This window comes from Pseudoflavonifractor gallinarum (assembly GCF_014982855.1).
In the GTDB taxonomy this organism is placed as follows: Bacteria; Bacillota; Clostridia; order Oscillospirales; family Oscillospiraceae; genus Pseudoflavonifractor_A; species Pseudoflavonifractor_A gallinarum.
Genome location: NZ_JADCKF010000006.1, coordinates 51,299 through 77,682 on the forward strand (window position 1 = coordinate 51,299; position 26,384 = coordinate 77,682).

At 62.4% G+C, this 26,384-nt stretch carries 24 protein-coding genes and 1 riboswitch; of the genes, 21 read left to right on the forward strand and 3 right to left on the reverse strand.

The window, feature by feature from the left end:
- Positions 1 to 18 precede the first annotated feature (18 nt).
- The 5 genes from INF37_RS07705 (at position 19) to INF37_RS07725 (ending at position 5,579) form a co-directional block, all read left to right on the forward strand.
- Complete coding sequence (locus tag INF37_RS07705; protein WP_193537532.1) at positions 19 to 1,626, forward strand: ABC transporter substrate-binding protein; 1,608 nt, start codon at positions 19 to 21, stop codon at positions 1,624 to 1,626.
- Positions 1,627 to 1,777: 151 nt separating this feature from the next.
- The gene (locus INF37_RS07710; RefSeq protein WP_101693401.1) at positions 1,778 to 2,722 is read left to right on the forward strand and encodes an ABC transporter permease; all 945 of its coding nucleotides are present in this window, start codon (positions 1,778 to 1,780) and stop codon (positions 2,720 to 2,722) included.
- 16 nt (positions 2,723 to 2,738) lie between these two features.
- A complete protein-coding gene (locus tag INF37_RS07715) occupies positions 2,739 to 3,575 on the forward strand; it encodes an ABC transporter permease (RefSeq protein WP_101693402.1) in 837 nt (278 codons plus the stop codon).
- A gap of 16 nt (positions 3,576 to 3,591) precedes the next feature.
- The gene (locus INF37_RS07720) at positions 3,592 to 4,605 is read left to right on the forward strand and encodes an ABC transporter ATP-binding protein (protein ID WP_193537534.1); all 1,014 of its coding nucleotides are present in this window, start codon (positions 3,592 to 3,594) and stop codon (positions 4,603 to 4,605) included.
- A complete protein-coding gene (locus INF37_RS07725; RefSeq protein ID WP_101693404.1) occupies positions 4,602 to 5,579 on the forward strand; it encodes an ABC transporter ATP-binding protein in 978 nt (325 codons plus the stop codon). The genes INF37_RS07720 and INF37_RS07725 overlap by 4 nt, the downstream gene beginning before the upstream one ends.
- A 76-nt stretch (positions 5,580 to 5,655) precedes the next feature.
- Here the strand turns inward: INF37_RS07725 and INF37_RS07730 are convergent, their stop codons facing one another.
- Together INF37_RS07730 and INF37_RS07735 are read right to left on the reverse strand one after the other, a co-directional pair.
- Positions 5,656 to 6,207: a Fe-S-containing hydro-lyase gene (locus tag INF37_RS07730; RefSeq protein WP_186962756.1), complete on the reverse strand. Its 552-nt coding sequence runs from the start codon at positions 6,205 to 6,207 to the stop codon at positions 5,656 to 5,658.
- 6 nt (positions 6,208 to 6,213) lie between these two features.
- On the reverse strand, positions 6,214 to 6,915 hold the full coding sequence (locus INF37_RS07735) for a coiled-coil domain-containing protein (RefSeq protein WP_193537536.1): 702 nt from the start codon (positions 6,913 to 6,915) through the stop codon (positions 6,214 to 6,216).
- A gap of 179 nt (positions 6,916 to 7,094) precedes the next feature.
- On the opposite strand from INF37_RS07735, the gene INF37_RS07740 reads away from it, so the two are divergent.
- From INF37_RS07740 to INF37_RS07785, 10 genes are all read left to right on the forward strand, one after another.
- Positions 7,095 to 7,961 carry a class I SAM-dependent methyltransferase gene (locus tag INF37_RS07740; protein WP_193537538.1) on the forward strand — a complete coding sequence of 289 codons (867 nt, stop codon included), beginning with the start codon at positions 7,095 to 7,097 and terminating at the stop codon, positions 7,959 to 7,961.
- Between the two features lie 35 nt (positions 7,962 to 7,996).
- Positions 7,997 to 8,842 carry an energy-coupling factor transporter ATPase gene (locus INF37_RS07745; protein WP_193537540.1) on the forward strand — a complete coding sequence of 282 codons (846 nt, stop codon included), beginning with the start codon at positions 7,997 to 7,999 and terminating at the stop codon, positions 8,840 to 8,842.
- 78 nt (positions 8,843 to 8,920) lie between these two features.
- The gene (locus INF37_RS07750) at positions 8,921 to 9,787 is read left to right on the forward strand and encodes an energy-coupling factor transporter ATPase (protein ID WP_186962759.1); all 867 of its coding nucleotides are present in this window, start codon (positions 8,921 to 8,923) and stop codon (positions 9,785 to 9,787) included.
- Position 9,788: 1 nt separating this feature from the next.
- The gene (locus INF37_RS07755) at positions 9,789 to 10,595 is read left to right on the forward strand and encodes an energy-coupling factor transporter transmembrane component T family protein (RefSeq protein WP_101693410.1); all 807 of its coding nucleotides are present in this window, start codon (positions 9,789 to 9,791) and stop codon (positions 10,593 to 10,595) included.
- Between the two features lie 64 nt (positions 10,596 to 10,659).
- Complete coding sequence (truA, locus tag INF37_RS07760) at positions 10,660 to 11,430, forward strand: tRNA pseudouridine(38-40) synthase TruA (protein WP_101693411.1); 771 nt, start codon at positions 10,660 to 10,662, stop codon at positions 11,428 to 11,430.
- 19 nt (positions 11,431 to 11,449) lie between these two features.
- Positions 11,450 to 12,637 carry a DUF5711 family protein gene (locus tag INF37_RS07765; RefSeq protein WP_186962760.1) on the forward strand — a complete coding sequence of 396 codons (1,188 nt, stop codon included), beginning with the start codon at positions 11,450 to 11,452 and terminating at the stop codon, positions 12,635 to 12,637.
- Positions 12,638 to 12,650: 13 nt separating this feature from the next.
- A complete protein-coding gene (locus INF37_RS07770) occupies positions 12,651 to 13,343 on the forward strand; it encodes a CvpA family protein (RefSeq protein WP_101693413.1) in 693 nt (230 codons plus the stop codon).
- Positions 13,344 to 13,375: 32 nt separating this feature from the next.
- Positions 13,376 to 13,912: a CDP-diacylglycerol--glycerol-3-phosphate 3-phosphatidyltransferase gene (gene pgsA / locus INF37_RS07775; RefSeq protein WP_101693414.1), complete on the forward strand. Its 537-nt coding sequence runs from the start codon at positions 13,376 to 13,378 to the stop codon at positions 13,910 to 13,912.
- Positions 13,913 to 14,051: 139 nt separating this feature from the next.
- Entirely contained in the window at positions 14,052 to 16,595 is a 2,544-nt protein-coding gene (locus INF37_RS07780; RefSeq protein ID WP_101693415.1) for an ATP-dependent Clp protease ATP-binding subunit, read from the forward strand.
- Between the two features lie 236 nt (positions 16,596 to 16,831).
- Positions 16,832 to 18,115 carry a nickel pincer cofactor-dependent isomerase, group 22 gene (locus INF37_RS07785; protein WP_101693416.1) on the forward strand — a complete coding sequence of 428 codons (1,284 nt, stop codon included), beginning with the start codon at positions 16,832 to 16,834 and terminating at the stop codon, positions 18,113 to 18,115.
- 149 nt (positions 18,116 to 18,264) lie between these two features.
- On the opposite strand, the gene INF37_RS07790 is transcribed toward INF37_RS07785, so the two are convergent.
- The gene (locus INF37_RS07790; RefSeq protein WP_101693417.1) at positions 18,265 to 18,777 is read right to left on the reverse strand and encodes an SLOG family protein; all 513 of its coding nucleotides are present in this window, start codon (positions 18,775 to 18,777) and stop codon (positions 18,265 to 18,267) included.
- 186 nt (positions 18,778 to 18,963) lie between these two features.
- Positions 18,964 to 19,098, forward strand: a riboswitch (FMN riboswitch).
- 106 nt (positions 19,099 to 19,204) lie between these two features.
- Here INF37_RS07790 and INF37_RS07795 point away from each other — a divergent pair.
- From INF37_RS07795 to dinB, 6 genes are all read left to right on the forward strand, one after another.
- Entirely contained in the window at positions 19,205 to 19,831 is a 627-nt protein-coding gene (locus INF37_RS07795; protein ID WP_101693418.1) for an ECF transporter S component, read from the forward strand.
- Between the two features lie 384 nt (positions 19,832 to 20,215).
- Positions 20,216 to 21,241, forward strand: a complete 1,026-nt coding sequence (gene pheS, locus INF37_RS07800; protein WP_193537542.1) for a phenylalanine--tRNA ligase subunit alpha — start codon at positions 20,216 to 20,218, stop codon at positions 21,239 to 21,241.
- 80 nt (positions 21,242 to 21,321) lie between these two features.
- The gene (gene pheT, locus INF37_RS07805; protein WP_193537544.1) at positions 21,322 to 24,006 is read left to right on the forward strand and encodes a phenylalanine--tRNA ligase subunit beta; all 2,685 of its coding nucleotides are present in this window, start codon (positions 21,322 to 21,324) and stop codon (positions 24,004 to 24,006) included.
- Between the two features lie 127 nt (positions 24,007 to 24,133).
- Positions 24,134 to 24,382, forward strand: coding sequence for an IreB family regulatory phosphoprotein (locus INF37_RS07810; protein ID WP_101693421.1), 249 nt, complete (start codon positions 24,134 to 24,136; stop codon positions 24,380 to 24,382).
- Positions 24,383 to 24,502: 120 nt separating this feature from the next.
- Entirely contained in the window at positions 24,503 to 25,021 is a 519-nt protein-coding gene (locus INF37_RS07815; protein WP_193537546.1) for a nitroreductase family protein, read from the forward strand.
- A gap of 121 nt (positions 25,022 to 25,142) precedes the next feature.
- Complete coding sequence (gene dinB, locus INF37_RS07820) at positions 25,143 to 26,369, forward strand: DNA polymerase IV (protein ID WP_193537548.1); 1,227 nt, start codon at positions 25,143 to 25,145, stop codon at positions 26,367 to 26,369.
- Positions 26,370 to 26,384: the final 15 nt, after the last annotated feature.

Sequence of the window (26,384 nt, forward strand, 5' to 3'; positions counted from 1 at the left end):
GGAAAAGAGGTACTTACTGTGAAGAACGCAAAAAAGTGGCTATCCCTCTCCCTGGCCGGCGTCCTGCTTACGGGTCTGCTGGCCGGATGCGGCGGCGGGAATACGCCCCCCGCATCCTCCGCCCCCAGCGCTCCGGTCTCCACCACCCCGGTGGAGGGCGGCATCCTCAAGTACGGTACGGACTCCGAGCCCACCGGCTTTGATCCCCACACCGTCTCCGAGGAGGCCTCCCTCCGGATCATCAACCAGCTCTATGAGACTCTGGTTGCTACCAACGCCGACATGACCTACTATGGTCAGCTGGCCGAGAGCTGGGAGATCCCCGACGACGTGACCTACATCTTCTATCTCCGCAAGGGCGTGAAGTTCCACTCCGGCCGGGAGATGACTGCGGACGACGTGGTCTACTCCTTTGACCGTGTCCTGGGCAAGACCGAGGCCGGCGACATCGGCGCCCTGGGCAGCAAGGACAGCTACTATGGCGGCATCGAGAGCGTGGAGGCGGTGGACGATTACACCGTCAAGTTCACCCTCAAGGAGCCCAACGCCGCCTTCCTGGGCAACCTCACCAGCAACTACGGCGCCATCGTGGACAAGGATGTCATCGCGGAGAACGGCGACCTGATGCGCGCCGACGGCGGCACCGGTCCCTTCATGCTGGGCGAGTGGCTCCCCGACAACTACGTGGAGCTGCCCAAGTTTGAGGAGTACTGGGAGGCCGACCGGGTCAAGCTGGGCGGCATCACCTACTACCTCATCGGCGACGAGGCCGCCCGTCTGGCCGCCCTGCGCACCGGTGAGATCAACATCGCCAACCTCTCCTCCACCAACGTGACCGCCGCCGAGAAGGAGAGCAACCTGAGCGTTCTGGGTTACCAGACCAACGACTACATCGCCATGGGCTGCAACCTCTCCACCCCCGCGCTCCAGGATCAGAACGTCCGTCAGGCCATGAGCTACGCCCTGGACCGCCAGACCCTCATCAACGTGGTCTTTAACGGCCAGGCCCAGGTCAGCACCATGATGCCCCCCGCCATGGGTCACTGGTCTCTGGGCGCCGATTCCTTTGACCTCTACCAGTTCAACCTGGACAAGGCCAAGGAGCTGATGGAGGCCGCCGGGTACAGCGACAGCAACCATCTGAGCCTGAAGCTGGCCGCCGGTCTGATGGACTCCCTCCGCCAGGCCGCCGTGGTCATCCAGCAGCAGCTCTCCGAGATCTACATCGACGTGGAGATCACCAACCTGGAGTCCGGCGAGTACGTGGACATCTGGGGCAAGATGAGCACCCCCGAGGCCGGCTTTGACCTGATGGTGGTCAGCGACGGCGCCGGCACCGATCCCAACCGTGCCATCTCCTTCTTCTTCGGCACCGGTTCCAGCGCCAACGTCTTTGGCTTCTCCAATGAGCGTGTGGACGAGCTGTGCGCCCTGGGCATCGCCACCACCGACGAGGCCAAGCGGGAGGAGTACTACAACGAGGCCCAGGAGATCTGCGTGGAGGACTCCACCAAGATCTGCATCGCAAGCCCCATGAAGTACTTCGTCTCCAGCACCAGCGTGCAGGGCTTCGCCCCCTCCGCCGCTGACGCCAGCGACTTCCGGGACACCTATCTGACCCAGTAAAATCGATCTTCCGCGGGGAGACGGGGGCAAAATTGCCCCCGCTCCCCCCGCGCTTCTCCTGATTGAGGACTGACCGCTCTCCGCCCCACTTCCCGGGCGGGTGGCGGTCAATCCTCAATCCAAGGCACCGTTCGAAAGGGAGTGTGACACGATGAAACAATACACCATTCGCCGCATCCTTCAGCTCATTCCGGTCTTGCTGGGCATCAGTATTCTGATCTTCGCCGTCATGAAGATGATCCCCGGCGACGTGATCTCGGGTATCCTGGGCGTGGAGGCCACGCCTGAGCTGCGGGCTCAGCTGGCCGCCAAATACGGCCTGGACCGCCCCTATATCGTACAGTACCTGGACTGGATCGGCGGCGTGCTCCGGGGCGATTTCGGGGAATCCATCCGCACAGCGGAGCCCATCCTGCCCCAGATCCTCACCCGCTTTCAGGTGACCGCTGAGCTCACCATCCTGGCCGCCGTTATCTCCTGGTTCGTGGCCATCCCTCTGGGCATCCTCGCCGCGGTCAAGCGCAACTCCATGGCCGACCGGCTGATCCGGGTCTTTGCCCTGCTGGGCGTCTCGGTCCCCGGCTTCGCCCTGTCCATCCTGCTGATCCTCTTCCTCTCCCTGGCCTTCGGTTACTTCTCCCCCCTGGGCTATGTGGGCTTTTTTGAGGACCCCCTGCGCAACCTTCAGATCATGATCCTCCCGGCCTCGATCCTGGGCATCTCCATCTCGGGCTCGGTCATGCGCATGACCCGCTCGTCGGTGCTGGAGGTCCTGCGGCAGGATTTTGTCCGCACCGTCCGGGCCAAGGGCGCCAGTGAGCGGGTGGCCATCTTCAAGCACGTCCTGCGCAGCGCCCTCATCCCCATCGTCACACTGGTGGGCATGCAGATCGGCTCCCTGCTGGGAGGCGCGGTCATCGTGGAGCAGATCTTCTCCCTCCCCGGCCTGGGCCAGATGACCCTGACCGGCATCAACCAGCGGGATTACCCCGTGGTGCAGGGCTGCGTGCTCTTTATCGCCTTTGTGTACGTACTGGTCAATGTGGTGACCGACCTGCTGTACGCCTACATTGACCCCCGTATCTCTTACGACTGACGGCAGGAGGATTACCATGAAACGACTTGGACAGACGATCCGGGATCTGTGGAAGGATCCCATGGGGCGCATCGGCATGATCGGCATTCTGCTGGTCATCCTGGTGGCCATCTTTGCCCCCCTGGCGGCTCCCTTTGAGCCGGACAAGATGGTGGCCATGCCCAAATCCGCCCCCAGCGCCGACTATTGGTTCGGCACCGACAACTACGGCCGGGACATCTTCAGCCGCATCCTCTACGGCGCCCGGGTCTCTCTGGAGGTGGGCATCATCGCCGTGGGTATCGGCGCGGTGGCCGGCTACATCCTGGGCCTGCTGGCGGGCTATTTTGAGGGCTGGGTGGACCGGGTCATCATGTGTGTGATGGACATCCTCTTTGCCTTCCCCTCCATCCTGCTGGCCATCTTCATCTCGGCGGTGCTGGGACGGGGCCTGGTCAACACCATGATCGCCATCGGCATCGTCAACATTCCCGTCTTTGCCCGGACCGTACGGGCGGCGGTCATCTCGGCCAAGGGCCTGGAGTATGTCTCCAATGCCCGGAGCGTGGGCGTCCGGACGGGCGCCATCCTGGTGCGGCACATCTCCCCCAATGTGGTGGCGCCCTTTACGGTGCAGGCTACCCTGGCCCTCTCCAGCGCCATTCTCACCGAGGCCTCCATGAGCTTCCTGGGCCTGGGCATCCAGCCCCCCGATCCCTCCTGGGGCTCCATGCTCTCCGAGGCCCGCACCTTTATGGAGCAGGCCCCCTGGATGGCCATCTTCCCCGCACTCTTCATCATTGTGACCATCCTGCTCTTCAACATCCTGGGCGACAGCCTCCGCGACGTGCTGGACCCCAAGCTCAAAACCTGATGGGAGGACTGCCGACATGGATCATCTCTTGGAAATGCGCAATCTCTCCATCGACCTGTACCGGGGACGGCGGACGCCTCCGGTCAAGCTGGTGGAGGGAATTGACCTCAACATTGATAAAAAACAGAATTTCGGCATCGTGGGCGAGTCCGGCTGCGGGAAGAGCATCACCTGTTCCTCCATCATGGGACTGCTCTCCTTCCCTCTTTCCGTAGGTGCAGGGAGCAGCATCCGCTTCCAGCGGGAGAATGGGACCGATACCGAGTTGCTCTCCCTTCCGAAAAAGCAGATGCAGCAGCTGCGGGGCAAGGAGATCTCCATGATCTTTCAGGAGCCCATGACCGCCCTGGACCCCATGTATACCATCGAAGACCAGATTGTGGAGTCCCTCCGCTTCCACACCGATCTCAGCCGCTCCGCCATGCGGGAGGCCGCCCTGGAGATGCTCCGCAAGGTCAAGATCCCCCGGGCGGAGGAGATCCTGAAGGAGTATCCCCACCACCTCTCCGGCGGCATGCTCCAGCGGGTCATGATCGCCATTGCCCTCATCAACAATCCCCGGCTCCTCATCGCCGATGAGCCCACCACCGCCCTGGACGTGACCATCCAGGCCCAGATTTTGGACCTGATGAACGAACTGCGGGAGAGCTATGACACCTCGGTCATCATGATCACCCACGACCTGGGCGTCATCGCCGAGACCTGTGAACAGGTGGCGGTCTTTTATGCCGGCCAGGTAGTGGAGCAGGCCAGCGTGGACGACATCTTCCACCACACGGCCCACCCCTATACCAGCGGACTGCTGCGCTCGGTGACCTCTCTGGGCGGAGAGCAGAAGGAGCTCTATACCATCCGGGGCACCGTGCCCACCGCCGGGCAGTTCTCTTCCGGCTGCCGCTTTGCCGACCGGTGCGAACACTGCACGGCCCGCTGCCGGGAGGCGGTTCCGCCGCTGACCGAGGTGGCCCCCGGGCACCAGTGCCGCTGCTGGCTCCACGCCAGCGGCGCAGAGAAGGAGGCGGCACGATGAGTCAGGAAAACATTCTGCTGGACGTCCAGCATCTGAAAACCTACTTTCCCATCCGGGGCGGCGTGATGCGCAAGGCCGTAGGCCATGTCCACGCGGTGGAGGATGTCTCCTTCCAGATCCGGGAGCAGGAGACCTTCGGCCTGGTGGGCGAGTCGGGCTGCGGCAAGTCCACCACCGGCCGGAGTATCCTCCGCCTCATCGAGCCCACCGGCGGACAGGTCCTCTTTGACGGCACCGACCTGTGTACCCTGAGCCGGGAGCAGCTGCGGCTGAAGCGGCGGGACATGCAGCTCATCTTCCAGGACCCCTATGCCTCCCTCAACCCCCGCATGACGGTACATAAGCTGTTGGAGGAGCCGCTGCTCACCCATTTCCATCTCTCCCCCAAGGAGCGGGAGGAGCAGATCCAGTGGATCGCTCAGGCTGTGGGCATCACGGCGGAGCATCTGGAGCGCTATCCCCATCAGTTCTCCGGCGGACAGCGCCAGCGCATCGCCATCGCCCGGGCCCTCATCTGCAAGCCCCGCTTCGTGGTGGCTGACGAGCCGGTCTCCGCGCTGGACGTGTCCATCCAGTCCCAGATCCTCAACCTGCTCATGGGACTTCAGCAGGATCTGAAGCTCTCCTATCTTTTCATCTCCCACGATCTGAACGTGGTGCGCCACATCAGCAACCGGGTGGGTGTGATGTATCTGGGTCGTCTGGTGGAGACGGGCAGCACCGAGGATGTCTACCGCAATCCTCTCCATCCCTACACCAAGGCCCTTCTCTCCGCCATTCCCAAGCGGGACCCGTCGGAGGAAAAGGAGCGCATCCATCTGGAGGGCGATGTGCCCAGCCCGGCCGATCCCCCCAGCGGCTGTGCCTTCCACGACCGCTGCCCCCACTGCATGGGAATCTGCAAGGAGCAGCCGCCCCAGACCCGGGAGCTGGAGCCCGGCCACCGGGTGGCCTGCCATCTCTACAATCCATAGCACAGCCAAACACTTACGTATATATGAAAAGAGCGGACCGGAACAATTCCGGTCCGCTTTTCGTATTCAGATGATCTTATTTCGCAGCGTATTCGGCCCGGCCGCTGCGGAAGAGATTTCCGCCCGTGCTGTCGATGGCGACCGTCAGGGGGAAGTCCTCCACGGTCATCTTCTTCACCGACTCACAGCCCAGCTCATCAAAGGCGATGACCTCGGCGGCCTTGATGCAGCGGGCGATCAGCGCCCCCGCGCCTCCCACCGCCGCGAAATAGCACGCCCCGTTGCGGACGATGGCGTCCACCACCTCCTGGCTGCGCTCTCCCTTGCCGATCATGGCACCCAGGCCCAGGTCCAGCAACCGGGGGGCAAAGGCGTCCATCCGGCTGGCCGTGGTGGGGCCGCAGGCTCCCACCGCCATGCCCTGCTGTCCCGGGGTGGGGCCGGCATAGTAGATCACCGCGTCCCGCAGCGGGAAGGGCAGGTCCTCTCCCCGGTCCAGAAGCTCAAAAAAGCGCTTGTGAGCCGCGTCCCGGGCGGTGTAGATGGTCCCGCTCAGGATCACCCGGTCTCCCGCCTTCAGCGCAGGAATGTGGCTGCGCAGGTCCTGTGTATGCAGACGGTATTCCATCTCTCCTCACTCCTCATCCAGCGGCAGAGGCTCGGGCATCCGGGGCCCGATGGCCTCCTCATAGGTCTCCAGCAGCAGCTTGAGCTCGGCGTCATGGTCACCGAACTCGGCGGTGAGTCCCTCCATGCTCTTGCGCACCCGGTCCAGCTCCCCGGCTGTGTGGGCGATGGTGGCCTCAATATCCGTGCGCATCCGGTCATAGCCGGCCTGCACTTTGTAGATCCACTGTTCCAGCTCCTGGCGGGCCTTCTCCACCTGCTCCCGGGCGGCCGACTCGATCCCCTGGGCACGGCAGTGGGCCTCCAGCTCGATGCCGGCCGTGCGGTCCTTGATGGCCTCGTAAGCTCTGGCCCCCTGCTCGCTTTTCTCCAGGCGCTCCTTCAGGTCGGAGAGCTGGTTCTGGAGGGCGCTTTGCTCCTCTGCCTGGAGCTCCCGCTCGCCCCGGCTCTGCTCCAGAGCGGCACCCCGCTCGGCCAGCTCGCCGGTGAGCTTCTGTACCTGGGCCGACAGCTCCACCAGACGCCCCTCGGCCTCTTCCACCCGCGCTTTGAGTTTGTCCCGCTCCTCCGTCATGGCGGAGAGCTCTTTCTGAAGTCCCTCCACCTTGGCGGCGTGGTCCTGATTGGCCTTCTCGATATAGTCCAGTACGTCCTGCTTACTGAACCCGCCCAATGCGGCGGTACGGAACTGAATGTCCGCTGCCTCCATCTACGTACACGCTCCTTCTCTCAGGGTATTGCTCGAATCAGAGGTATTTTATCACAATTTTGCGGGCAATACAATCCTATTCTATTTGACGCTGGCCGGGGCCAGGTGATATAATAACCTGATTGTACCATTTCCATCGCCCTGCGATGGATGAGATTGATAGATGGAGCGAATGCACTATGTGGATTTCCGACGCCTGGAAAGACTATGAACTGATTGACTGCGGCCGTGGGGAAAAACTGGAACGCTGGGGGAAGCATCTCCTGGTCCGCCCCGACCCCCAGGCCATCTGGAATACGCCCCGGAGACATCCCGGCTGGAAGAAGCACGAGGCCCGCTATGCCCGCTCCTCCACCGGCGGGGGCGCCTGGGAGAAGAAGGATCTGCCCGAACGCTGGACGGTGGACTACCGGGACCTCACCTTTAATATTAAACCCATGAATTTCAAGCACACCGGCCTCTTCCCTGAGCAGGCCGCCAACTGGGACTGGGCCCGGGAGCAGATCCGCCGAGCCAACCGTCCCATCCAGGTGCTCAACCTCTTTGCCTATACCGGCGGAGCTACCGTGGCCTGTGCCGCGGCGGGGGCTTCGGTCTGCCACGTGGACGCGGCCAAGGGCATGGTGAGCTGGGCCAGAGAGAATGCCCGCTCCTCCGGGCTGGAGGATGCCCCCATCCGCTGGATCATCGACGACTGCGGCAAGTTCGTGGAGCGGGAGATCCGCCGGGGCCGGCGGTATGACGCCATTATCATGGACCCTCCCTCCTATGGCCGGGGCCCCTCCGGTGAGATCTGGAAGCTGGAGGAGAATCTCTATCCCTTTGTGGAGCTGGTCTCGGGCGTCCTCTCGGACAACCCCCTCTTTGTCATCATCAACTCCTACACCACCGGCCTTGCCCCCTCGGTGCTCACTTACATCCTGGAGACCATCGTCTCCTCCAAACACGGAGGCCACACCGACAGCCAGGAGCTGGGCCTGCGGGTCCGTGAGACCGGGCTGGCCCTCCCCTGCGGCGCCACCGGACGCTGGCTGGCCGACCGCTGAGGGACCCACCCTTCTGAGATTTGAGGATATCGACTATGAGCAACGCCATCATTGAAATCAGAGATCTGCACTTTTCCTACACCGGGGCGGAGGGTGCCTCCCCCTCGGTGCTCAACGGAGTGAACCTCTCCATTGAGGAGGGCTCCTTCGTGGCGGTCCTGGGGCACAACGGTTCGGGCAAATCCACCCTGGCCAAGCACCTCAACGCCATCCTCCTCCCCAGCGGCGGGGCGGTCTATGTGGCGGGCATGGACACCGCTGACGAGTCCCTCCTGCTGGACATCCGCCGCACCGTGGGCATGGTCTTCCAGAATCCGGACAACCAGATTGTCGCCAATGTGGTAGAGGAAGACGTGGCCTTCGCCCCGGAAAACCTGGGGGTCCCCCCTGCTGAGATCCGCCGCCGGGTGGACGAGGCCCTCAAGGCCGTGGGCATGTATGAGTTCCGGGAGCACGCCCCCCACCTTCTCTCGGGCGGACAGAAGCAGCGAGTCGCCATCGCCGGCGTCATCGCCATGGCTCCCCGCTGCATTGTGCTGGACGAACCCACCGCCATGCTGGACCCGGTGGGCCGCCGGGAGGTCCTGGAGACCATACAGAAGCTCAATCGTCTCTCCGGGGTCACTGTAGTCCTCATCACCCACCACATGGACGAGGCCGCCCTGGCCGACCGTCTGGTGGTCATGTCCAAGGGCCAGGTGGTGGCTGACGGCGCTCCCCGGGAGGTCTTTCAGCGGGTGGAGGAGCTCAAGGCCCTGGGCCTCACCGTCCCCGAGACCACCGAGCTGCTCTGGCAGCTCCGGCAGGACGGGCTGGACGTGCCCCTGGACGCCCTGAGCGACGAGGAGTGCGCTCAGGCCCTCTACCAACTCTTCCGCTGAGGCGCGAGAGCCTCCGCCACTTCTTCGGGCGTCATCCCTCCGGGGAGATGCACCACTTTCGCAAAGGAATGAAGTTATTTGGAACCCATTCTTCAGACACATCAGCTCTCTCACGTCTACTCCCAGGGTACGCCCTTTGAGCGGGCTGCCCTGCTGGACGTGGAGTTTGCCGCCTACCCCGGGGAGTACCTGGGGATCATCGGCCACACCGGGTCGGGAAAATCCACCCTCATCCAGCACCTCAACGGTCTGCTCAAGCCCACCGGCGGGCAAGTCCTCTTTGAGGGAAAGGACATCTGGGAGACCAAGGAGCGCACCCGTCAGACCCGCTTCCAGGTGGGTCTGGTGTTCCAGTATCCCGAGTACCAGCTCTTTGAGGAGACCATCTACAAGGACATCTCCTTCGGTCCCCGGAACATGGGACTGCCCGAGGAGGAGATCGACCGCCGGGTCCGGGAGGCCGCCCATTTCGTGGGTCTGCGGGATGAACTGCTGGAGCGCTCCCCCTTTGAACTCTCCGGCGGTCAGAAGCGCCGGGTGGCCATCGCCGGCGTCATCGCCATGGAGCCCAAGGTCCTCATTCTGGACGAGCCCACCGCCGGGCTGGACCCGGTGGGTGTGGAGCAGATCCTCCAGAACATCCGAGATTACCACGAGGCCAACAACGCCACCATCATTCTGGTCTCCCACTCTATGGAGGAGGTAGCCCGGACAGTGGACCGCCTGGTGGTGGTCAACGACGGGACCATTCCCTTTGAGGGTCCCCCCCGGGAGGTCTTCCGCCATGGGGAGGAGCTGGAGGCCATGGGTCTGGGCGTGCCCCAGATGACCCGGGTCTTCCACCGCCTGCGCTCCATGGGCGTGGACATCGACCCCTCGGTCTACACCATCGCTCAGGCACGCCAGGTCCTGCTGGATGCGCTCAAGAGAAAGGGGGCGGTCTGATATGGCTCTGAAAGACATCACCCTGGGACAGTACTTTCCCGGTCACACCATCCTCCACCGGATGGACCCCCGCACCAAGATCCTGCTGACCACCCTCTACATCGTGGCCCTCTTCCTGTGCAAGCAGGTGGTCTCCTATGCCCTGGTCATCGCCGTACTGGCAGGGGCCGTGGCTATCTCCCACGTGGGCCTCAAATCCATCGTCCGCGGGATGCGTCCGGTGCTCATCATCGTCATCCTGACGGCGGTGCTCAACCTCTTCTACACCCCCGGGCAGGAGCTGTGGCGCTGGGGCTTCCTCCGCATCACCGTCGAGGGCATCTGGGCGGCCGTCTTTATGGTGCTGCGTATCACCCTGCTCATCACCTGCACCTTCCTGCTCACCTATACCACCTCCCCCATCCTGCTCACCGACGGACTGGAAAAGCTGCTCTCCCCCCTCAAGCACCTGCGCTTCCCCGTCCATGAGCTGGCCATGATGATGTCCATTGCCCTGCGCTTCATCCCCACCCTCATCGAGGAGACCGACAAAATCATGTCGGCCCAACGGGCCAGAGGCGCCGACTTTGACTCGGGCAATCTGATCCAGAAGGCCCAGGCCCTGGTGCCTCTGCTGGTGCCCCTGTTCATCTCCGCCTTCCGGCGGGCCGATGAGCTGGCGGTGGCCATGGAGTGCCGCTGTTACCATGGCGGAGAGGGCCGTACCCGGATGCGTCAGCTCCATTTCCAGCGCGCCGACTGCGCCGCTCTGGTCCTGGGCGTCGCCCTGGTGGCCGCCGTGTCCGTCCTGCGGCACTTCGGCCTGTAATATTCCCAGGCCGGAGAATCCCATTCTCCGGCCTTATCAACTTTCAAGGTGAATGAGATCTGCTATGAGAAATATCGCGCTGCAACTGATGTATGTGGGCACCGCCTATCACGGCTGGCAGGTGCAGAAGACGGTCACCACCGTGGCTGAAACCCTGGAAAAGGCCCTGTCCACCGTGGTCTGCCACCCGGTCAAGTGTACCGGCGCCGGACGCACCGATGCCGGGGTCCACGCCGAGACCTATGTGGCCAATTTCCACACCACCTCTTCCATCCCCTGTGAGCGGCTCCCCCTGGCGGTGAACACCCGCCTGCCCGACGACATCGTGGTGGTCCGGGCCGCCGAGGTGCCCGACTCCTTCAACGCCATCGGCTCCTGTCTGAAAAAGGAGTACACCTACCGCATCTACAACTCCCGCATCCGCAACGCCTTCTTCGTGGACCGGGCCTGGTTCTATCCCAAGCCCCTGGACGAGAAGGTGATGCAGGCGGCGGCCAGCCAGTTTGTGGGTACCCACGACTTTGCCGCCGTCCAGTCGGTGGGCACCGAGGTCCAGTCCACGGTGCGCACCATCCACTACTTTGACATCACCCGGGCGGGGGACCTCATCACCTGCCGGGTCTGCGCCAACGGTTTTCTCTACAATATGGTGCGGGCCCTGGTGGGCACCTGCGTCTATGCCGCCGAGGGAAAACTCTCCCCCGACGATATCCCCCGTCTGTTGGAGTCCCGCAACCGCACGGCGGCGGGTCCCACTGTCCCGCCGGGCGGGCTCTACATGACCCGTCTCTGGTATCCGGAGGACACCCTGGGACAGGTCGTTCCCTTCCGCTGAGCCTAACAGGAGGCAATCTATGGAACTGCTGCAACCAAAGCCAACCCCACCCAAAAAACGCCCCAGCCGCCTGCTGCGTCTGCTGGCCTTTTTGGTGACTCTGGCCCTGATGGCCGGGGCGGTGGCCCTGGTGGCCAACCGGGACAAGCTGAATCTGGACGGGGTGCGCCGCTGGTTCAACTACCGCTCTCTGGAGCGCAGCGACAGCGGCCAGGCCGAGTCCTTTTCCTACGACGGCGGAAGCGCCAGCAGCTTTGCCACCCTGGACGACGGGCTGCTGGTATGCTCTACCGCCTCCATCCGTCTCTATTCCGGCAGCGGAACCCTCTATGTGGACCAGACGATCTCCATGGAGCACCCGGTCATCCACAGCACCGAGCACAGCGCCGTGGTCTACGACGCGGGCGGACAGGATCTCTTTGTCTTTTCCGGAAAGGAGCAGGTCTTTTCCCTCTCCCTCAAGGAGGACGAGTCTCTTCTCTCGGCCCGCCTCAACCAGGAGGGTTCCCTGGTGGTAGTCGCCCAGGAGAGCGGATACAAGGGCACCGTGACGGTCTATGGACAGGATTTTCAGCCCATCATGCGCATCAAGCTCTCCAGCCGCTTCGTGAGTGACGCGACCCTCTCTCCGGACGGCAAGTCGGTGGCTCTGGTCACCCTGGGCGTGAACGGGAGCACCTTTGAGAGCACGCTGGAGCTCTATCAGCTCTCCCGGACCGAGGAGGACGTCTCTCCCGATCACACCTGCTCTCTGGGCAATGACGTTCCCCTGGATCTGGCCTGGAAATCGGACGGAATCTGGGTCCTGGGACAGTCCTCCTTCACCCTGGTCTCTCCCAGTGGAGAGAATAAGGGGAGCTACGACTATTCCGGCCAATACCTCAAGGGCTTTTCCCTGAACGGGGAAGGCTATGCCGTTCTCCTGCTGGGCAAGTACCGGGCCGGAAGCGCCGCCGACCTCATCGTGCTGGACCATACCGGCCAGGTCAAGGCATCCTCTTCCCTCCATGACCAGGTCTTTTCTCTCTCGGCCGCCGGCAATTACATTGCGGTGCTCTCGGCGGGACGGCTGGATCTGTACACCCCGGATCTCACCCTCTACCGGTCTCTGGAGACCACCCAGGGCGCCCGGCGGGTCATCCAGCGCTCCGACGGCTCTACCATGCTCATGAACGCCGACACGGCCCATCTCTATGTTCCTAACTGAGGAGGTTTTTTCCATGCCCTATCTGCTTGATCTGATCGTGGCAGCGGTCGCTGCCCTGTTTATCTGGAAGGGATGGCGCAAGGGTCTGGTCCTCTCCCTGTGCGGGCTGCTGGCGGTGCTGGTAGCCTTCGCCGGAGCGGGGATTGCTGCCCGCACCCTCTCTCCCGCCGTAGGCCAGGCTCTCGAGCCTAAGATCTCCCAGCTCATCGAAGAGCGGCTGGAGGAGGGGCTCTCCGCTCCTCCGCCGGCAGAGGAGGTCTCCGCCGGCGAGGACCCCCTCTCCGACGTGCTCTCCGTCCTCAAGGATCTGGGGCTCTATGAGAATCTGGTGGACTCCCTCCAGCACACCGTGGAGGAGGGTATGAACGGGGCGGTCTCGGCCGCCGCCAGCGCAGGGGCCGCCATGGCCCAGTCCATCGCCTACCGCATCATCTTCCTGGTGTCCTTCACTCTGATCCTGGCCCTCTGGGGCTGGCTGAGCCGGGCACTCAATCTGGTGGCCCGCCTACCGGGACTGCACTTTCTCAACAAGACCGGCGGTGCCGCCATCGGGCTGGTCAAGGCCCTGCTGGTGCTCTTTCTGGTCACCTGGCTGCTCCAGTCTCTTGGCCATTTTGTTCCGGAGGAGACGGTGGCCCAGACCACCCTCCTGCGCGCTCTGGTGGAGCACAATCCCCTTACTGCCCTGACGGATCTGGCGGTATGAGGCGCTTCACACCCATTGGGAGGTAAATCCGTATGAATGTACCAAATCTGCTCTCACTGCTCCGCCTGGCCATGGTGCCGGTCTTTGCGGCGGTCTTTTTCCTGCCCGACCCGTCCGCCCGCAGCTGGGCTGCCGGAGTGTACGCCCTGGCCTTTGTTACCGATATCGCCGACGGCTGGATCGCCCGCCATTTCCACCAGGTCACCCGTCTGGGCCGTATCCTGGACCCTCTGGCGGACAAGCTGATGACCTTTACGGTCATTGTCTGTATCACCGCCGCGGGCATCATCCCCCTCTGGGCTGTGGTGGTCTTCTTCCTGAAGGAGGCCGCCATGGGCGTGGGAGCCCTGTCCATGTACCATAAGACAGAGGACGTGATCCCCTCCAACTGGCTGGGAAAGGTCTCCACCGGCGTGTTCTTTGTGGTGTGTGCCGCACTAGTCCTCTTCCCCGGCATTCCCTCCTCCTGGGCCACCGGCCTGATCACCCTGGCCCTGGTCCTGACCATCCTGGCCTTCGTGAGCTATCTCCTGCAATACCTCTCCCTCACCGGCCGGCGGAAGAGCTGATGCCCGGAACGGGACTTGTTTCTCCTACATTCATACGCAGTTCATAATTTCGGGCTAGAATCAATAAACTGGAGGGCGGCGTTCTGTCCGCCCTCCCGCGCGCGGTCCAGCCGCGCCGGAAAAGGAGTTGAAATCATCCATGCAGCCGACACTCTGTTCCAGATGTCATAAAAATGTGGCCGTCGTCTTCATCCAGAAGATGGAGAACGGCGTGGCCAAGACAGAGGGCCTCTGTCTGAAATGCGCCAAGGAAATCGGCATTCAGCCGCTTCAGGATATGATGCAGAAAATGGGGATCACCGACGAGGATCTGGAGAGCCTCTCCAACGACATGATGACCGCCATGGGCTCCCCCGAGAGTCTGGCCGGTCTCATCCCGTCGGAATCCGAGGAGGACGACGAGGAGGACGGCAAGACCGCCACCTTCCCCTTCCTCAATAAGCTCTTTGGCGCGGGCTCCAATCCCCGCTCGGAGGAGGAGCCGGGCGGTCCCTCCATGGACGGCCCCCGCCCCAACCGGGAGGAAAAGGGCAAGGGAGAGCGTCCCCCCAAGCGGAAGTTTTTGGAGAACTACTGCATCTCTCTGACCCAGAAGGCCGCCGAGGGCAAACTGGACAATATCATTGGCCGGGAGGAAGAGATCCAGCGCACCATCCAGATCCTCAACCGCCGGCAGAAGAACAACCCCTGCCTGATCGGTGAGCCCGGCGTGGGCAAGACCGCCATCGCCGAGGGCCTGGCCCAGCGTATCTACAACCGGCAGGTCCCCTATAAGCTCCTGGACAAGGAGGTCTATCTCCTGGATCTGACCGCCCTGGTGGCGGGCACCCAGTTCCGCGGCCAGTTCGAGAGCCGCATGAAGGGACTCATTGAAGAAATCAAGAAGCTGGGCAACATCATCCTGGTCATCGACGAGGTCCACAACATCGTGGGCGCGGGTGATGCCGAGGGCTCCATGAACGCCGCCAACATCCTCAAGCCCGCTCTCTCCCGGGGCGAGATCCAGGTCATCGGCGCCACCACGCTCACCGAGTACCGCAAGCACATCGAGAAGGACACCGCGCTGGAGCGCCGCTTCCAGCCCGTCATCGTGGAGGAGCCCTCCATTGACGATGCGGTGAAGATCATCGAGGGCATCGCCCCCTACTATGAGAACTACCACTTTGTCTCCATCTCTCCCCAGATGTGCCGCCTGGCCGTCACCATGAGCGAGCGGTACATCACTGACCGCTTCCTCCCCGACAAGGCCATCGACCTCATTGACGAGGCCTGCTCCGACGTGAACCTCCACAACACCAATCTGGCCCGGGAGGCCCAGGTCCGCAAGGAGCTGGATGAGCTCTCCAAGGAGCGGGACCGTATGGTCAGCGAGTCCAACGACCGGGAGTACAAGCGCCAGAACAGCCTCAAGGCCAACGAGCAGAAGCAGGCCGAGCTCCGCCGCCAGCTGGGCAAGCTCAATGAGGAGCACGCCGCTCTCTCGGCCGCTCCCGACCAGGAGGCCGGCCTGCGGGACAACGAGCGGGAGGCCGCCCGCCTCCAGCGGGAGCTCTCCGCCCTCAACAAGGACCACATCTCCCTCTCCACCGAGACCGACGGCAATCAGTATGAGCGCCTGGCCGAGATGAAGAGCCGCCAGCTCCAGCTGGAGGAGGAGCTCCACAAGCTGGAGGCCCAGAGCGCCCCGCCCCTCACGGTGGAGCATCTGGCCCGGGTCATCGAGCTGTGGACCAAGATCCCGGCCAGCCAGATCCAGGAGGCCGAGTATGAGCGCCTGGCCAAGCTGGAGGACCGCCTCAAGGAACACATCATCGGCCAGGACGAGGCGGTAAAGGCTGTGGCCGCTGCCGTGCGCCGGGGCCGCGTGGGCATCGCCTCCAAGCGCAAGCCGGTCTCCTTCCTCTTCGTGGGCTCCACCGGCGTGGGCAAGACCGAGCTGGTCAAGCGCCTGGCCATGGACATGTTCCACTCTCCTGAGTCTCTCATCCGCCTGGATATGTCGGAGTTCATGGAGAAGTTCGCGGTCAGCCGCATCATCGGCTCTCCCCCGGGCTATGTGGGCTACGACGAGGCCGGACAGCTCACTGAGAAAGTACGCCGCAAGCCCTACTGTGTGGTCCTCTTCGACGAGATCGAGAAGGCCCACCCCGACGTGCTCAACATCCTGCTCCAGATCCTGGACGACGGCCACATCACCGACGCCCAGGGCCGGAACGTGAACTTTGAGAACACCGTCATCGTCATGACCTCCAACGCGGGCAGCGACACCAAGTCGGCCGGCAGCGTGGGCTTTGGCCGCACCGCCAACGAGCAGGGCCGGGAGCGGGTCATGAAGGCGCTGGAGTCCTTCCTCCGCCCCGAGTTCATCAACCGCGTGGACGAGATCGTCTACTTCAACAAGCTCTCTGAGGAGAACTTCAAGGCCATTGCCAGCATCATGCTCACCGAGCTCCAGACCAACCTGCGGGAGAAGGGCATCACCTTCTCCTGGGACGAGTCCCTGCTGGATTACCTGGTGGAGAAGTCCTACTCCCTCACCTACGGTGCCCGCAACCTCCGCCGCCAGATCCAGCGGGATCTGGAGGACGGCATTGCCACCAAGCTCATCGAGAGCTATCTGCATCCTCTCTACGAGATCCGCGCCACCGCCCAGGACGGACAGATCCGCCTGGAAACTCAGTAAACGGTATCGCAGGGCCCCGTGCCGCCAGTGGCGGCGCGGGGCCTTTCTCTCTTGACAATCCACACGGAAAGGGTCATAATAAACATGTATTATGTCTGAATTTGGTTTGTCTTTTTATATTGGAAATACATTCTGTATATCGGAATCAACGGCAGTTTGACCAGATCGGTTTGTCCCTGTAAGGTCCTTTCCGCCGGATTCGGTCAGACATTGTAATGACTAAGGAGGAATCGTCCATGGAAACCATTACCGACCTCATCAAAAATGTCCCCATTCCCAAGATGGTCAAGATCCGCGAGCGCTATGACGAGAGCCATATCCCCGCCGACAAGATCGCTGAGACCGTGACCGAGCAGCTCTCCCGGGATGTCATCGCCAGCCGCATCCAGCCCGGTATGCGCATCGCCATCACCTGCGGCAGCCGTGGCATCAACCACTATGCCGTCATGGCCCGGGCCATGGTGGACTTTGTCAAGTCCAAGGGCGCCGAGCCCTTCATCGTGGCCGCCATGGGCAGCCACGGCGGCGCCACCGCCGAGGGTCAGCGCCAGATCCTGGCCGACTACGGCATCACCGAGGAGAACATGGGCTGCCCCATCGTCAGCTGCATGGACACCGTGGAGATCGGTCTGTCCGGCGTGCGTCATCTGCCCGTGCGCATCGACAAGCACGCTGCCGCTGCCGACGGTATCCTTCTCTTCAACCGCATCAAGCCCCACACCTCCTTCCGCGGTAAGTACGAGAGCGGCCTGATGAAGATGATGGCCATCGGTCTGGGCAAGCAGCACGGCGCCGAGAACATCCACCACCAGAGCCCCGCCATCATGCACGAGCTGGTGGAGGAGTACGGCCTGACCATCCTGAAAAACTGCAACATCCTGGGCGGTATCGCCATCATCGAGAACGCCTATGACGAGACCTACCTCATCCAGGGCCTGAGCCCCGAGGAGATCATCACCGAGGAGCCCAAGCTCAAGGAGATCTCCTATCAGACCATCGCCCACCTCCTCTTTGACAAGTGCGACGTGCTGGTGGTGGATAAGATCGGCAAGAACATCTCCGGCGACGGCATGGACCCCAACGTCTCCGGCCGTTTCGTCCAGCCCAAGTACTGCTCCGGCGGCATCGAGGCCGAGAAGGTGGTCATCCTGGACCTGACCGACGAGACCCACGGCAACGCCCAGGGCATCGGTCTGGCTGAGGTCACCACCCGCCGTCTCTACAACAAGATGAAGCTGGAGATGACCTATCCCACCGGCGTGACCAACACCTTCCTCCACCTGATGAAGATCCCCATGATCATGGACAACGACCGGGAGGCCCTCCAGCTGGCCCTGTGCTGCTGCCCGGATGCGGAGGATCAGAACAACATGAAGATGATCCGCATTCCCAACACCGCCCACATCGAGTATATCGAGATCTCCGAGGGCCTGCTGCCCCAGGCCAAGGCCAACCCCAACATCGAGATCCTCTCCGAGCCCTATGATCTGGAGTTCGATGAGAACGGCAACCTGTTCTAATCTGTTTTGGGTCGCTCCGGGACTTGTCCCAAACGGAACTCCCGAAAAAACGTGAAAAACCCGGCGTCTTTTGAGCCCAATTGGCCCCAAAAGACGCCGGGTCTATATTTTTTCTCCGGGAGGCTGTTTCCAACGTTGGAGCGGTCCCTCTATCCTTCCGGCTCCTCCGGGTCCAGCAGGACCACTTTAAGCCCCTGCTTCATGGCGTAGGAGACGGTATACATGGTCCCCCCCAGCAGCCCGTCGTACACGGCGATGAGGCGGGAAGAGCGGTCCACCATGTAGCGGTTGCGCCGGAGCATGCATCCCTTGTCATAGTGCCGCTGCACCATGGTCTCCTTGTCGCAGTGCCCCACCAGGTCAAAATAGCGGTTTCTGGCCCCCTCGCTCCAGCGGGCGCACTGCTCTTCGCAGGGGATGGCGGCCTCTACCGTAACCCCTGCCCGCCGGTCCCGCAGGGCAAGGGCCGCCTCGCAGAAATAGAAGTCCGCTCCCTGGGCCATTCCGCAGATAAAGTGGCGGTATCCGTCCCGATACGCCGCCTCCAGTTCCCGGTCGATCCGGGCCTTGAGGGCGAGACAGCGGGGGTCCTCCTCCCGATTGCGCCAGGGCAGCTTCTCGGGCCGGTGCCCGGTAAAACAACACGTGGTGTCGCGGTCCATTCTTCTTCTCCCTTCTGCCGGACATCGGATGGATCCTCTCTTGTTCCCATCTCCATGCCTGTTATTTTAGTATATCCCCCTGCGGAAGTCAATTATTTATCGAACATTAGTTTCTTTTTCTTTCTCTCATTTTGGGGGTTGCATTTTCGAGATGTCCTGCTATAATAAAAACAGAACAACTGAATGTGATGTCTTCAGGGCAGGGTGAAATTCCCGATCGGCGGTATAGTCCGCGAGCGCGCTTGCGCAGACCCGGTGTAACTCCGGGACCGACAGTGACGTATCCTTTTGGATGCGAAGTCTGGATGAAAGAAGATGTGTCCGCTGGGAAGTGGTTCTCCACTTCCAAACACGCACCTCCTGTTTTGTGTTTGACACCTGAAAGACATAGGCTTTCAGGTGTTACTAGCAAAAAGGAGTGTTTTTTATGTCCAACCCCCAGAACACCACCGCCGGCGTCTTTCCCCGCCGCAGCCTGACCCGCGTCCGCGCCCTCACCGTGACCGCTATGCTCTCGGCCATCGCCTTTGTGCTGATGTTCCTGGACTTCTCGGTCCCCCTGATCCCCAGCTTTGTAAAGATGGATATTTCTGAGCTGCCCGCTCTGCTGGCCGCTTTCGCCCTTGGCCCGGTCTACGGCACGGTGGTCTGCCTGGTGAAGAACCTGATCCACCTGATGATCACCTCCACCGCCGGTGCTGGTGAGCTGTGCAACTTCCTGCTGGGCGCCAGCTTCGTGATCCCCGCCGGACTCCTCTACCGCCGGATGAAGTCCCGCAAGGGCGCGCTCATCGGCGTGCTGATCGGCTCGGTCATCATGGCCCTCTTCTCCATCCCCCTCAACTACTATGTGACCTATCCCATCTACTCCAACTTCATGCCCATCGACGCCATCCTGGGGATGTACCAGGCCATCCGTCCCTCGGTCAACAGTCTGCTGGAGTGCCTGATCGTGTTCAACGCCCCCTTCACCCTGGTCAAGGGCCTCATCGACGCCGCCCTGTGCTTCCTGATCTACAAGTCCCTCTCCCCCATCCTGCACAAGGGTATGTAAGTTTCCATCCCGCCGTACCGCTGGTGCGGCGGGATTTTTTCGCCTTTTTTCGGAAAAGCGGGAAGTTCTCCTTGCAATTGAGCCCAAAACGTGCTATATATTATCTTACATGCAAAGAAGGGGAAAATAACGGTTTTCGACCCATCAGAGAGCGTCCGTCACCGGCTGAAAGCGGATGTTGGCGTCCCGCCGTTTGGTTCGCCCCGGAGCGGCCCTGGAGACAGGGACGGTTTCCCTCCGTTACCGGGGTCAGAGTGCCCGCGCAGTGCGCGGGAATGCGGGTGGTACCGCGGAAGGTTGGCCTTTCGTCCCATAACTTGGGGCGGAGGGCTTTTTTGCTGCCCTTCCCCTCACAGTCTACAAATGCTTAAAGGAGCGTACGATATGAAAGAGAAGCTGGAACAGATCCGCCAGGAGGCGCTCTCCGCCTTTGCCCAGGCCGGCAGCGCCCAGGACCTGGATGCCCTGCGGGTCAAGTACCTGGGAAAAAAGGGTGAGCTCACCAACGTGCTCAAGATGATGGGATCTCTCTCTGCCGAGGAGCGTCCTGTGGTGGGCCAGATGGCCAACGAGGTCCGTGAGGCCCTCACCGCCGCCCTGGAGGAGCGTCAGGCTGCCCTGGAGGAGGAGGCTCTCAACCAGCGTCTGGCCGCCGAGGCCCTGGATGTGACTATCCCCGGCAAGGCCCCCCATCTGGGCCACCGCCACCCCATGTATATCGCCCTGGACGAGCTCAAGGATATTTTTGTGGGCATGGGCTTCACCGTGCTGGACGGCCCCGAGGTGGAGCTGGCCGAGTACAACTTTGACAAGCTCAACGCCGAGGAGGGCCATCCCTCCCGCGACTGGTCGGACACCTTCTATTTTGACCAGGACAGCCGGGTGATGCTCCGCTCTCAGACCTCCCCCATGCAGGTGCGCGCCATGGAGACCATGGAGCTGCCCATCCGCATCATCGCCCCCGGCCGGGTGTACCGCAAGGACGAGGTGGACGCCACCCACTCCCCCATGTTCCACCAGGTGGAGGGCATGGTCATCGACAAGGGCGTTACCATGGCCGACCTGAAGGGCACCCTCAACACGGTAGTGGAGCAGCTCTACGGCAAGGGCACCAAGACCCGCTTCCGTCCCCACCACTTCCCCTTCACCGAGCCCTCCTGTGAGATGGACGTGCAGTGCCACAAGTGCGGCGGCGTGGGCTGCCCCACCTGTAAGGGCGAGGGCTGGATCGAGATGCTGGGCGCCGGTATGATCCACCCCAAGGTCCTGAAGATGGCCGGCATCGACCCGGAGGTCTACTCCGGCTGGGCCTTCGGCATCGGGCTGGAGCGCACCGCCATGCGCCGCTTCAAGATCGCCGACCTGCGCCTCATCTTCGAAAACGACGTGCGGTTCCTGGAGCAGTTCTAAGGCGGCCCTCCGCAGCCGCAGGGGCGGTCAGAGGCCGTCCCCACGATGAAAAGCCTGATGTGATAAGGGAGTTTTAAGATATGAATCTATCTCGTAAATGGCTCGGCGAGTTTGTCACCGTCGACGCCTCCGATCATGATTTTGCAGAGGCCATGACCCTGTCCGGCTCCAAGGTGGAGACCACCGAGAACCTGGGCGCAGAGATCTCCAATGTGATGGTGGGCAAAGTGCTGTCCATGGCCCGCCACGAAAACAGCGACCATATGTGGGTCTGCCAGATCGACGTGGGCGAGGCCGAGCCCGTTCAGATCGTCACCGGTGCCTGGAACGTCCATGTGGGCGACCTGGTCCCCGTGGCCCGGCACAAGTCCACCCTGCCCGGCGGCGTGAAGATCGAGAAGGGCAAGCTGCGCGGCGTGGTCTCCAACGGCATGCTCTGCGGACTGTCTGAGCTGGGTCTGGAGGAGCGGGACTTCCCCTATGCCGCCATCACCCCCGCTGCCCTCCTGAACGACTACCATCCCCTGGATGCGGACAAGCCCTCCATCCCGGCAGACATCCAGGCCGGCCACAAGGTCTTTGGCCCGGTGATCTGCGCCAAGGTGCAGGCGTGCGAGACCCAGCCGGACGGCAGCTTCCGCGTCTTTCTGGATCTGGGCGAGGGTACCGCCGACACCACGACGGCCTGCCCCAACCTCCACGAGGCGGATCTGGTGGCCTACAACACCAAGTCCGGCTCCATCTGCACGCTGGAGGATCTCCACGCGCAGCAGGCGGAGTTCCCCCACTGCATCCCCGACGGCATCTTCATCCTCCGGGAGGAGTGCAAGCCGGGCGACGATATCAAGGGTATCATCGGTCTGGACGACTCGGTGGTGGAGTTTGAGATCACCCCCAACCGCCCCGACTGCCTCAGCGTCATCGGCCTGGCCCGGGAGGTTGCCGCCACTTACGGCGCGCCCCTGCGCCTCCACACCCCCGTGGTGAAGGGCGGCGGCCCCGGCAATCTGATCGAGCTGCTGGATGTGGAGACCCCCGATCCCGACCTGTGCCCCCGCTACACCGCCCGGATGGTCCGCAATGTGAAAATTGGTCCCTCCCCCAAGTGGATGCGGGAGCGGCTGCGCGCCATGGGTGTGCGCCCCATCAACAACATCGTGGATATCACCAACTATGTGATGCTGGAGTACGGCCAGCCCATGCACGCCTTTGACTACCGCTATGTGAAGGGCGGCAAGATCATCGTCCGCCGGGCCAGCGAGGGCGAGGAGCTCACCACTCTGGACGGACAGGTCCGCAAGCTCAACGCCAATCACCTGGTCATCGCCGACGAGCATCGCGCCGTGGGCCTGGCCGGCATCATGGGCGGTGAGAACAGCGAGATCGTCTCCGACACGGTGGACGTGGTGTTCGAGTCGGCCAATTTCGACGGCACCTGCATCCGCAAGGGCGCTCTGGCCCTGGGCATGCGTACCGAGGCCAGCGCCAAGTTTGAAAAGGGCCTGGACCCCATGAATACCCTCCCCGCCGTGGACCGTGCCTGTGAGCTGGTAGAGCTGCTGGGGGCCGGCGAAGTGCTGGACGGAGTCATCGACATCCTCAACTATGTGCCCCACCCCCGTGTTCTCCCCCTGGAGCCCGACAAGATCAACGCCCTGCTGGGCACCGAGATCTCCGGCGAGGAGATGGTCTCCATCCTGAAGAAGCTGGACTTTGGAGTGGAGGACGGCATGGTCACTGTCCCCTCCTGGCGCGGCGATGTGGAGGCTATGGCCGATCTGGCCGAAGAGGTGGCCCGTTTCCACGGCTACAACAATATCCCCACCACCCTCATGCGGGGTCAGACCACCCGGGGCGGCTACTCCCCCGAGCAGGAGCTGGAGCGCTCCCTGGGCCAGACCTGCCGCAGCTTGGGCTATGACGAGATCATCACCTACTCCTTCATCAGCCCCACCTACTATGACAAGATCCGCTGGGCGCCCGACGATCCCCGCCGTGCCTCCATGCGCATCTGCAACCCCCTGGGCGAGGATACCTCCATCATGCGCACCACCATTCTCCCCTCCATGCTGGAGATCCTGACCCGCAACTACAACTACCGCAACAAGTCCGCCCGCCTGTATGAGCTGGGCCGGGTCTACTTCCAGCGGGAGGACGGCATGGCCGACGAGCCCAAGGTCCTCTCCCTGGGCGCCTACGGCGGCGGAATGGACTTCTACACCCTCAAGGGTGCGGTGGATTCCCTCCTCTCCTCGATCCGGGCCGAGCATGTGACCTATGAGGCCGTGTCGGATAACCCCTCCTACCATCCCGGACGCTGTGCCCGGGTCCTGGTGGACGGCCGCGAGGTGGGCGTGCTGGGTCAGATCCATCCCCTCACCGCCCGGAACTACGGGGTGGACGCTGAGCTCTACTGTGCAGAGCTCTCCTTCCCCGCTCTCTTTGCCGCCAAGGGGGCCGATCCCCAGTATGTGCCTCTGCCCAAGTTCCCCGCCGTCACCCGTGACATCGCCGTGGTGTGCGACGAGGCCGTCACCGTAGGCGCGCTGGAAGATTCCATCCGTCGGGGCGCCAAGGGTCTGCTCAAGGAGGTCACCCTCTTTGATATCTACCGCGGCAAGGGCGTAGACGAGGGCAAGAAATCGGTGGCCTTCAGCCTGGTCCTCCGTGCCGATGACCGCTCCCTCACCGCCGAGGAGGCCGACGCCGATGTGGCCGCCATCCTGAAGGCCCTGGAAACCGAGCTGGGCGCCGTGCTCCGCTGAACAGAATAAACCGCCTTCTATTCCACAAACTACTTCTTAATGTTTCGTGAATTTTGGTCTGGCCCCTTTACACTCCGCGTTTTTTCAGTTAAAATAGGGGACAGAAGCATAAGGAGGTGTGATTGTCATGCATACGGATTATACACGCAGATTCAGTCTCAATTATGAGAAGGATCAGGAGATCAAGGACATTCTGACCTCTGTCTATAATTCTCTGCAGGAAAAAGGGTATAACCCCATCAATCAGATCGTGGGTTACATCCTCTCGGAAGATCCCACTTATATCACCAACTATAACAATGCCCGTGCGCTGATCCGCAAGCTGGATCGGGACGAGCTTCTTCAGGAGCTGGTGAAGCAGTATCTCAATAGCTGAGCAGACGGAGGGTCCGGTTTTACCGGGCCCTCCGAGATTTTTATTTGCATTTTGCAGAAAAAAGGTATAAAATGGATGTATCTAAATGCGGCACTGCCGCTTCTGTCATGAGGTGATTGTATGGAATTCTTTGAAACTGTTGCCAAGCGTTACAGCCACCGGACGCCCTTTTTGGACCAGCCCGTGCCAGACGCCGATGTCCGCAAGATCGTAGAGGCCGGTATTCAGGCCCCCTCCGGTCAGAATTGCCAGACCACGCCCTTCGTGGTGGTCACCGATCCCGACCTGCGCAAGCGCATCTCCGAGGTCCTCTCCACCCCCGCTACCCAGACGGCTCCCGTCATCCTGGTGGTGCTGAGTGAGCACGTGGTGGCCCCCTGCGGTATGGCCTTCGAGGTGGAGGATTATGCCGCCTCCGTGGAGAATATGCTCCTGGCCGCCACCGCCCTGGGCTATGCCACCGTCTGGATGGACGGCATGACCAAGGCCCCCGCCGCCTGTGCGGCCATCGCTTCCCTCCTCCACATTCCCGAGGGAAAAACGGTGCGTACCATTCTCCCCCTGGGCGTTCCCGCCGAGGTGGGTGAGCCCAAGCCCCGCAAGTCCTTTGAGGAGCGGGCCCACTACAACCAGTTCTAAGATCCAGACGCCGGTCCCCCTAAAAAGGGACCGGCGTCTCTTTTTTTGTTATAGAACATTCGTTTGACATAGGACACGGAATCTCTTATAATAGAATCCAGAACAACAAGGGGGGAGCGCCATGGACCGGGTCATTCTGCACTGTGATCTCAATAGCTTCTACGCCTCGGTGGAGCTTCTGGACCACCCGGAGCTCCGGGAAAAACCGGTGGCCGTCTGCGGAGATCCAGAGAGCCGCCACGGGATCATCCTGGCCAAAAATGAGCCCGCCAAGCGCTTCCAGGTCCGGACCGCCGAGACCATCTGGCAGGCCAGGCGCAAATGTCCCCAGCTCATCCTCCTCCCCGCCCACCGGGAGAAATACCGGCACTTTTCCCGGGCCGTCAACGCCATCTATGAGCGCTATACCGATCTGGTGGAACCCTTCAGCATCGACGAGAGCTGGCTGGACATGACGGGCTCCCTCCACCTCTTTGGCGGCGACGGAAAGGCGGTGGCCGATGAGATCCGCTCCGTGGTCCGCCGGGAGACCGGGCTCACCCTCTCGGCAGGGGTCTCCTTCAACAAGATCTTTGCCAAAATGGGGAGCGACTACCGGAAACCGGACGCCACCACCGTCATCTCCCCCGAAAATTTCCGCACGCTGCTCTGGCCCCTCCCGGTCACCGATCTCATCTTTGTGGGCCGGGCCGCCGCCCGGACCCTGGAGCAGTACGGCGTACACACCATCGGGGATCTGGCCCAATTTGACCGGGAGGCTCTGGTGCGAGTCCTGGGCCGTCAGGGCGTGACCCTTCACGCCTATGCCAGCGGCCGGGAGCACAGTCCCGTGGTCCCGCTGCGGGATATGCCGCCCCCCAAGTCAGTGGGCAACGGCATCACCTTCCCCCACAATCTGGTGGGCTGGGAGGAGCTCCGCTCCGGACTGGCCCTCCTGTGCGACAGCGTGGCCGGACGGCTGCGAGAGGTGGGTCTCAAGTGTACCACCGTCCAGATCATGATCCGGGACCCCTCCTTCCGGGACATCTGCCGCCAGAGCCGGCTGAACGCCCCCACCTTTGTCACCCGGGAGCTGCTGGACGCCTCCTTTGCCCTGCTCCGGGGTGTCTGGCGGGCGGAGGCCCCGGTGCGGGCCCTCACGGTCACGGCCCAGCACCTGATCCCGGAGGACGAGGCCGCCGAACAGCTGGATTTTTTCTCCGCCGACTCCCTCCCCCGCCGAGACCGGCTGGAGCGGCTGGAGCGGGCAGTGGATCAGGTTCGCCGAAAATATGGACACGACGCCCTCTCCCTGGCCTCCTCCGTAACAGGAGAAACCCCACCCTCGGATCCCCAGGTTCCGCTATGACAAAAACGCTTCCGG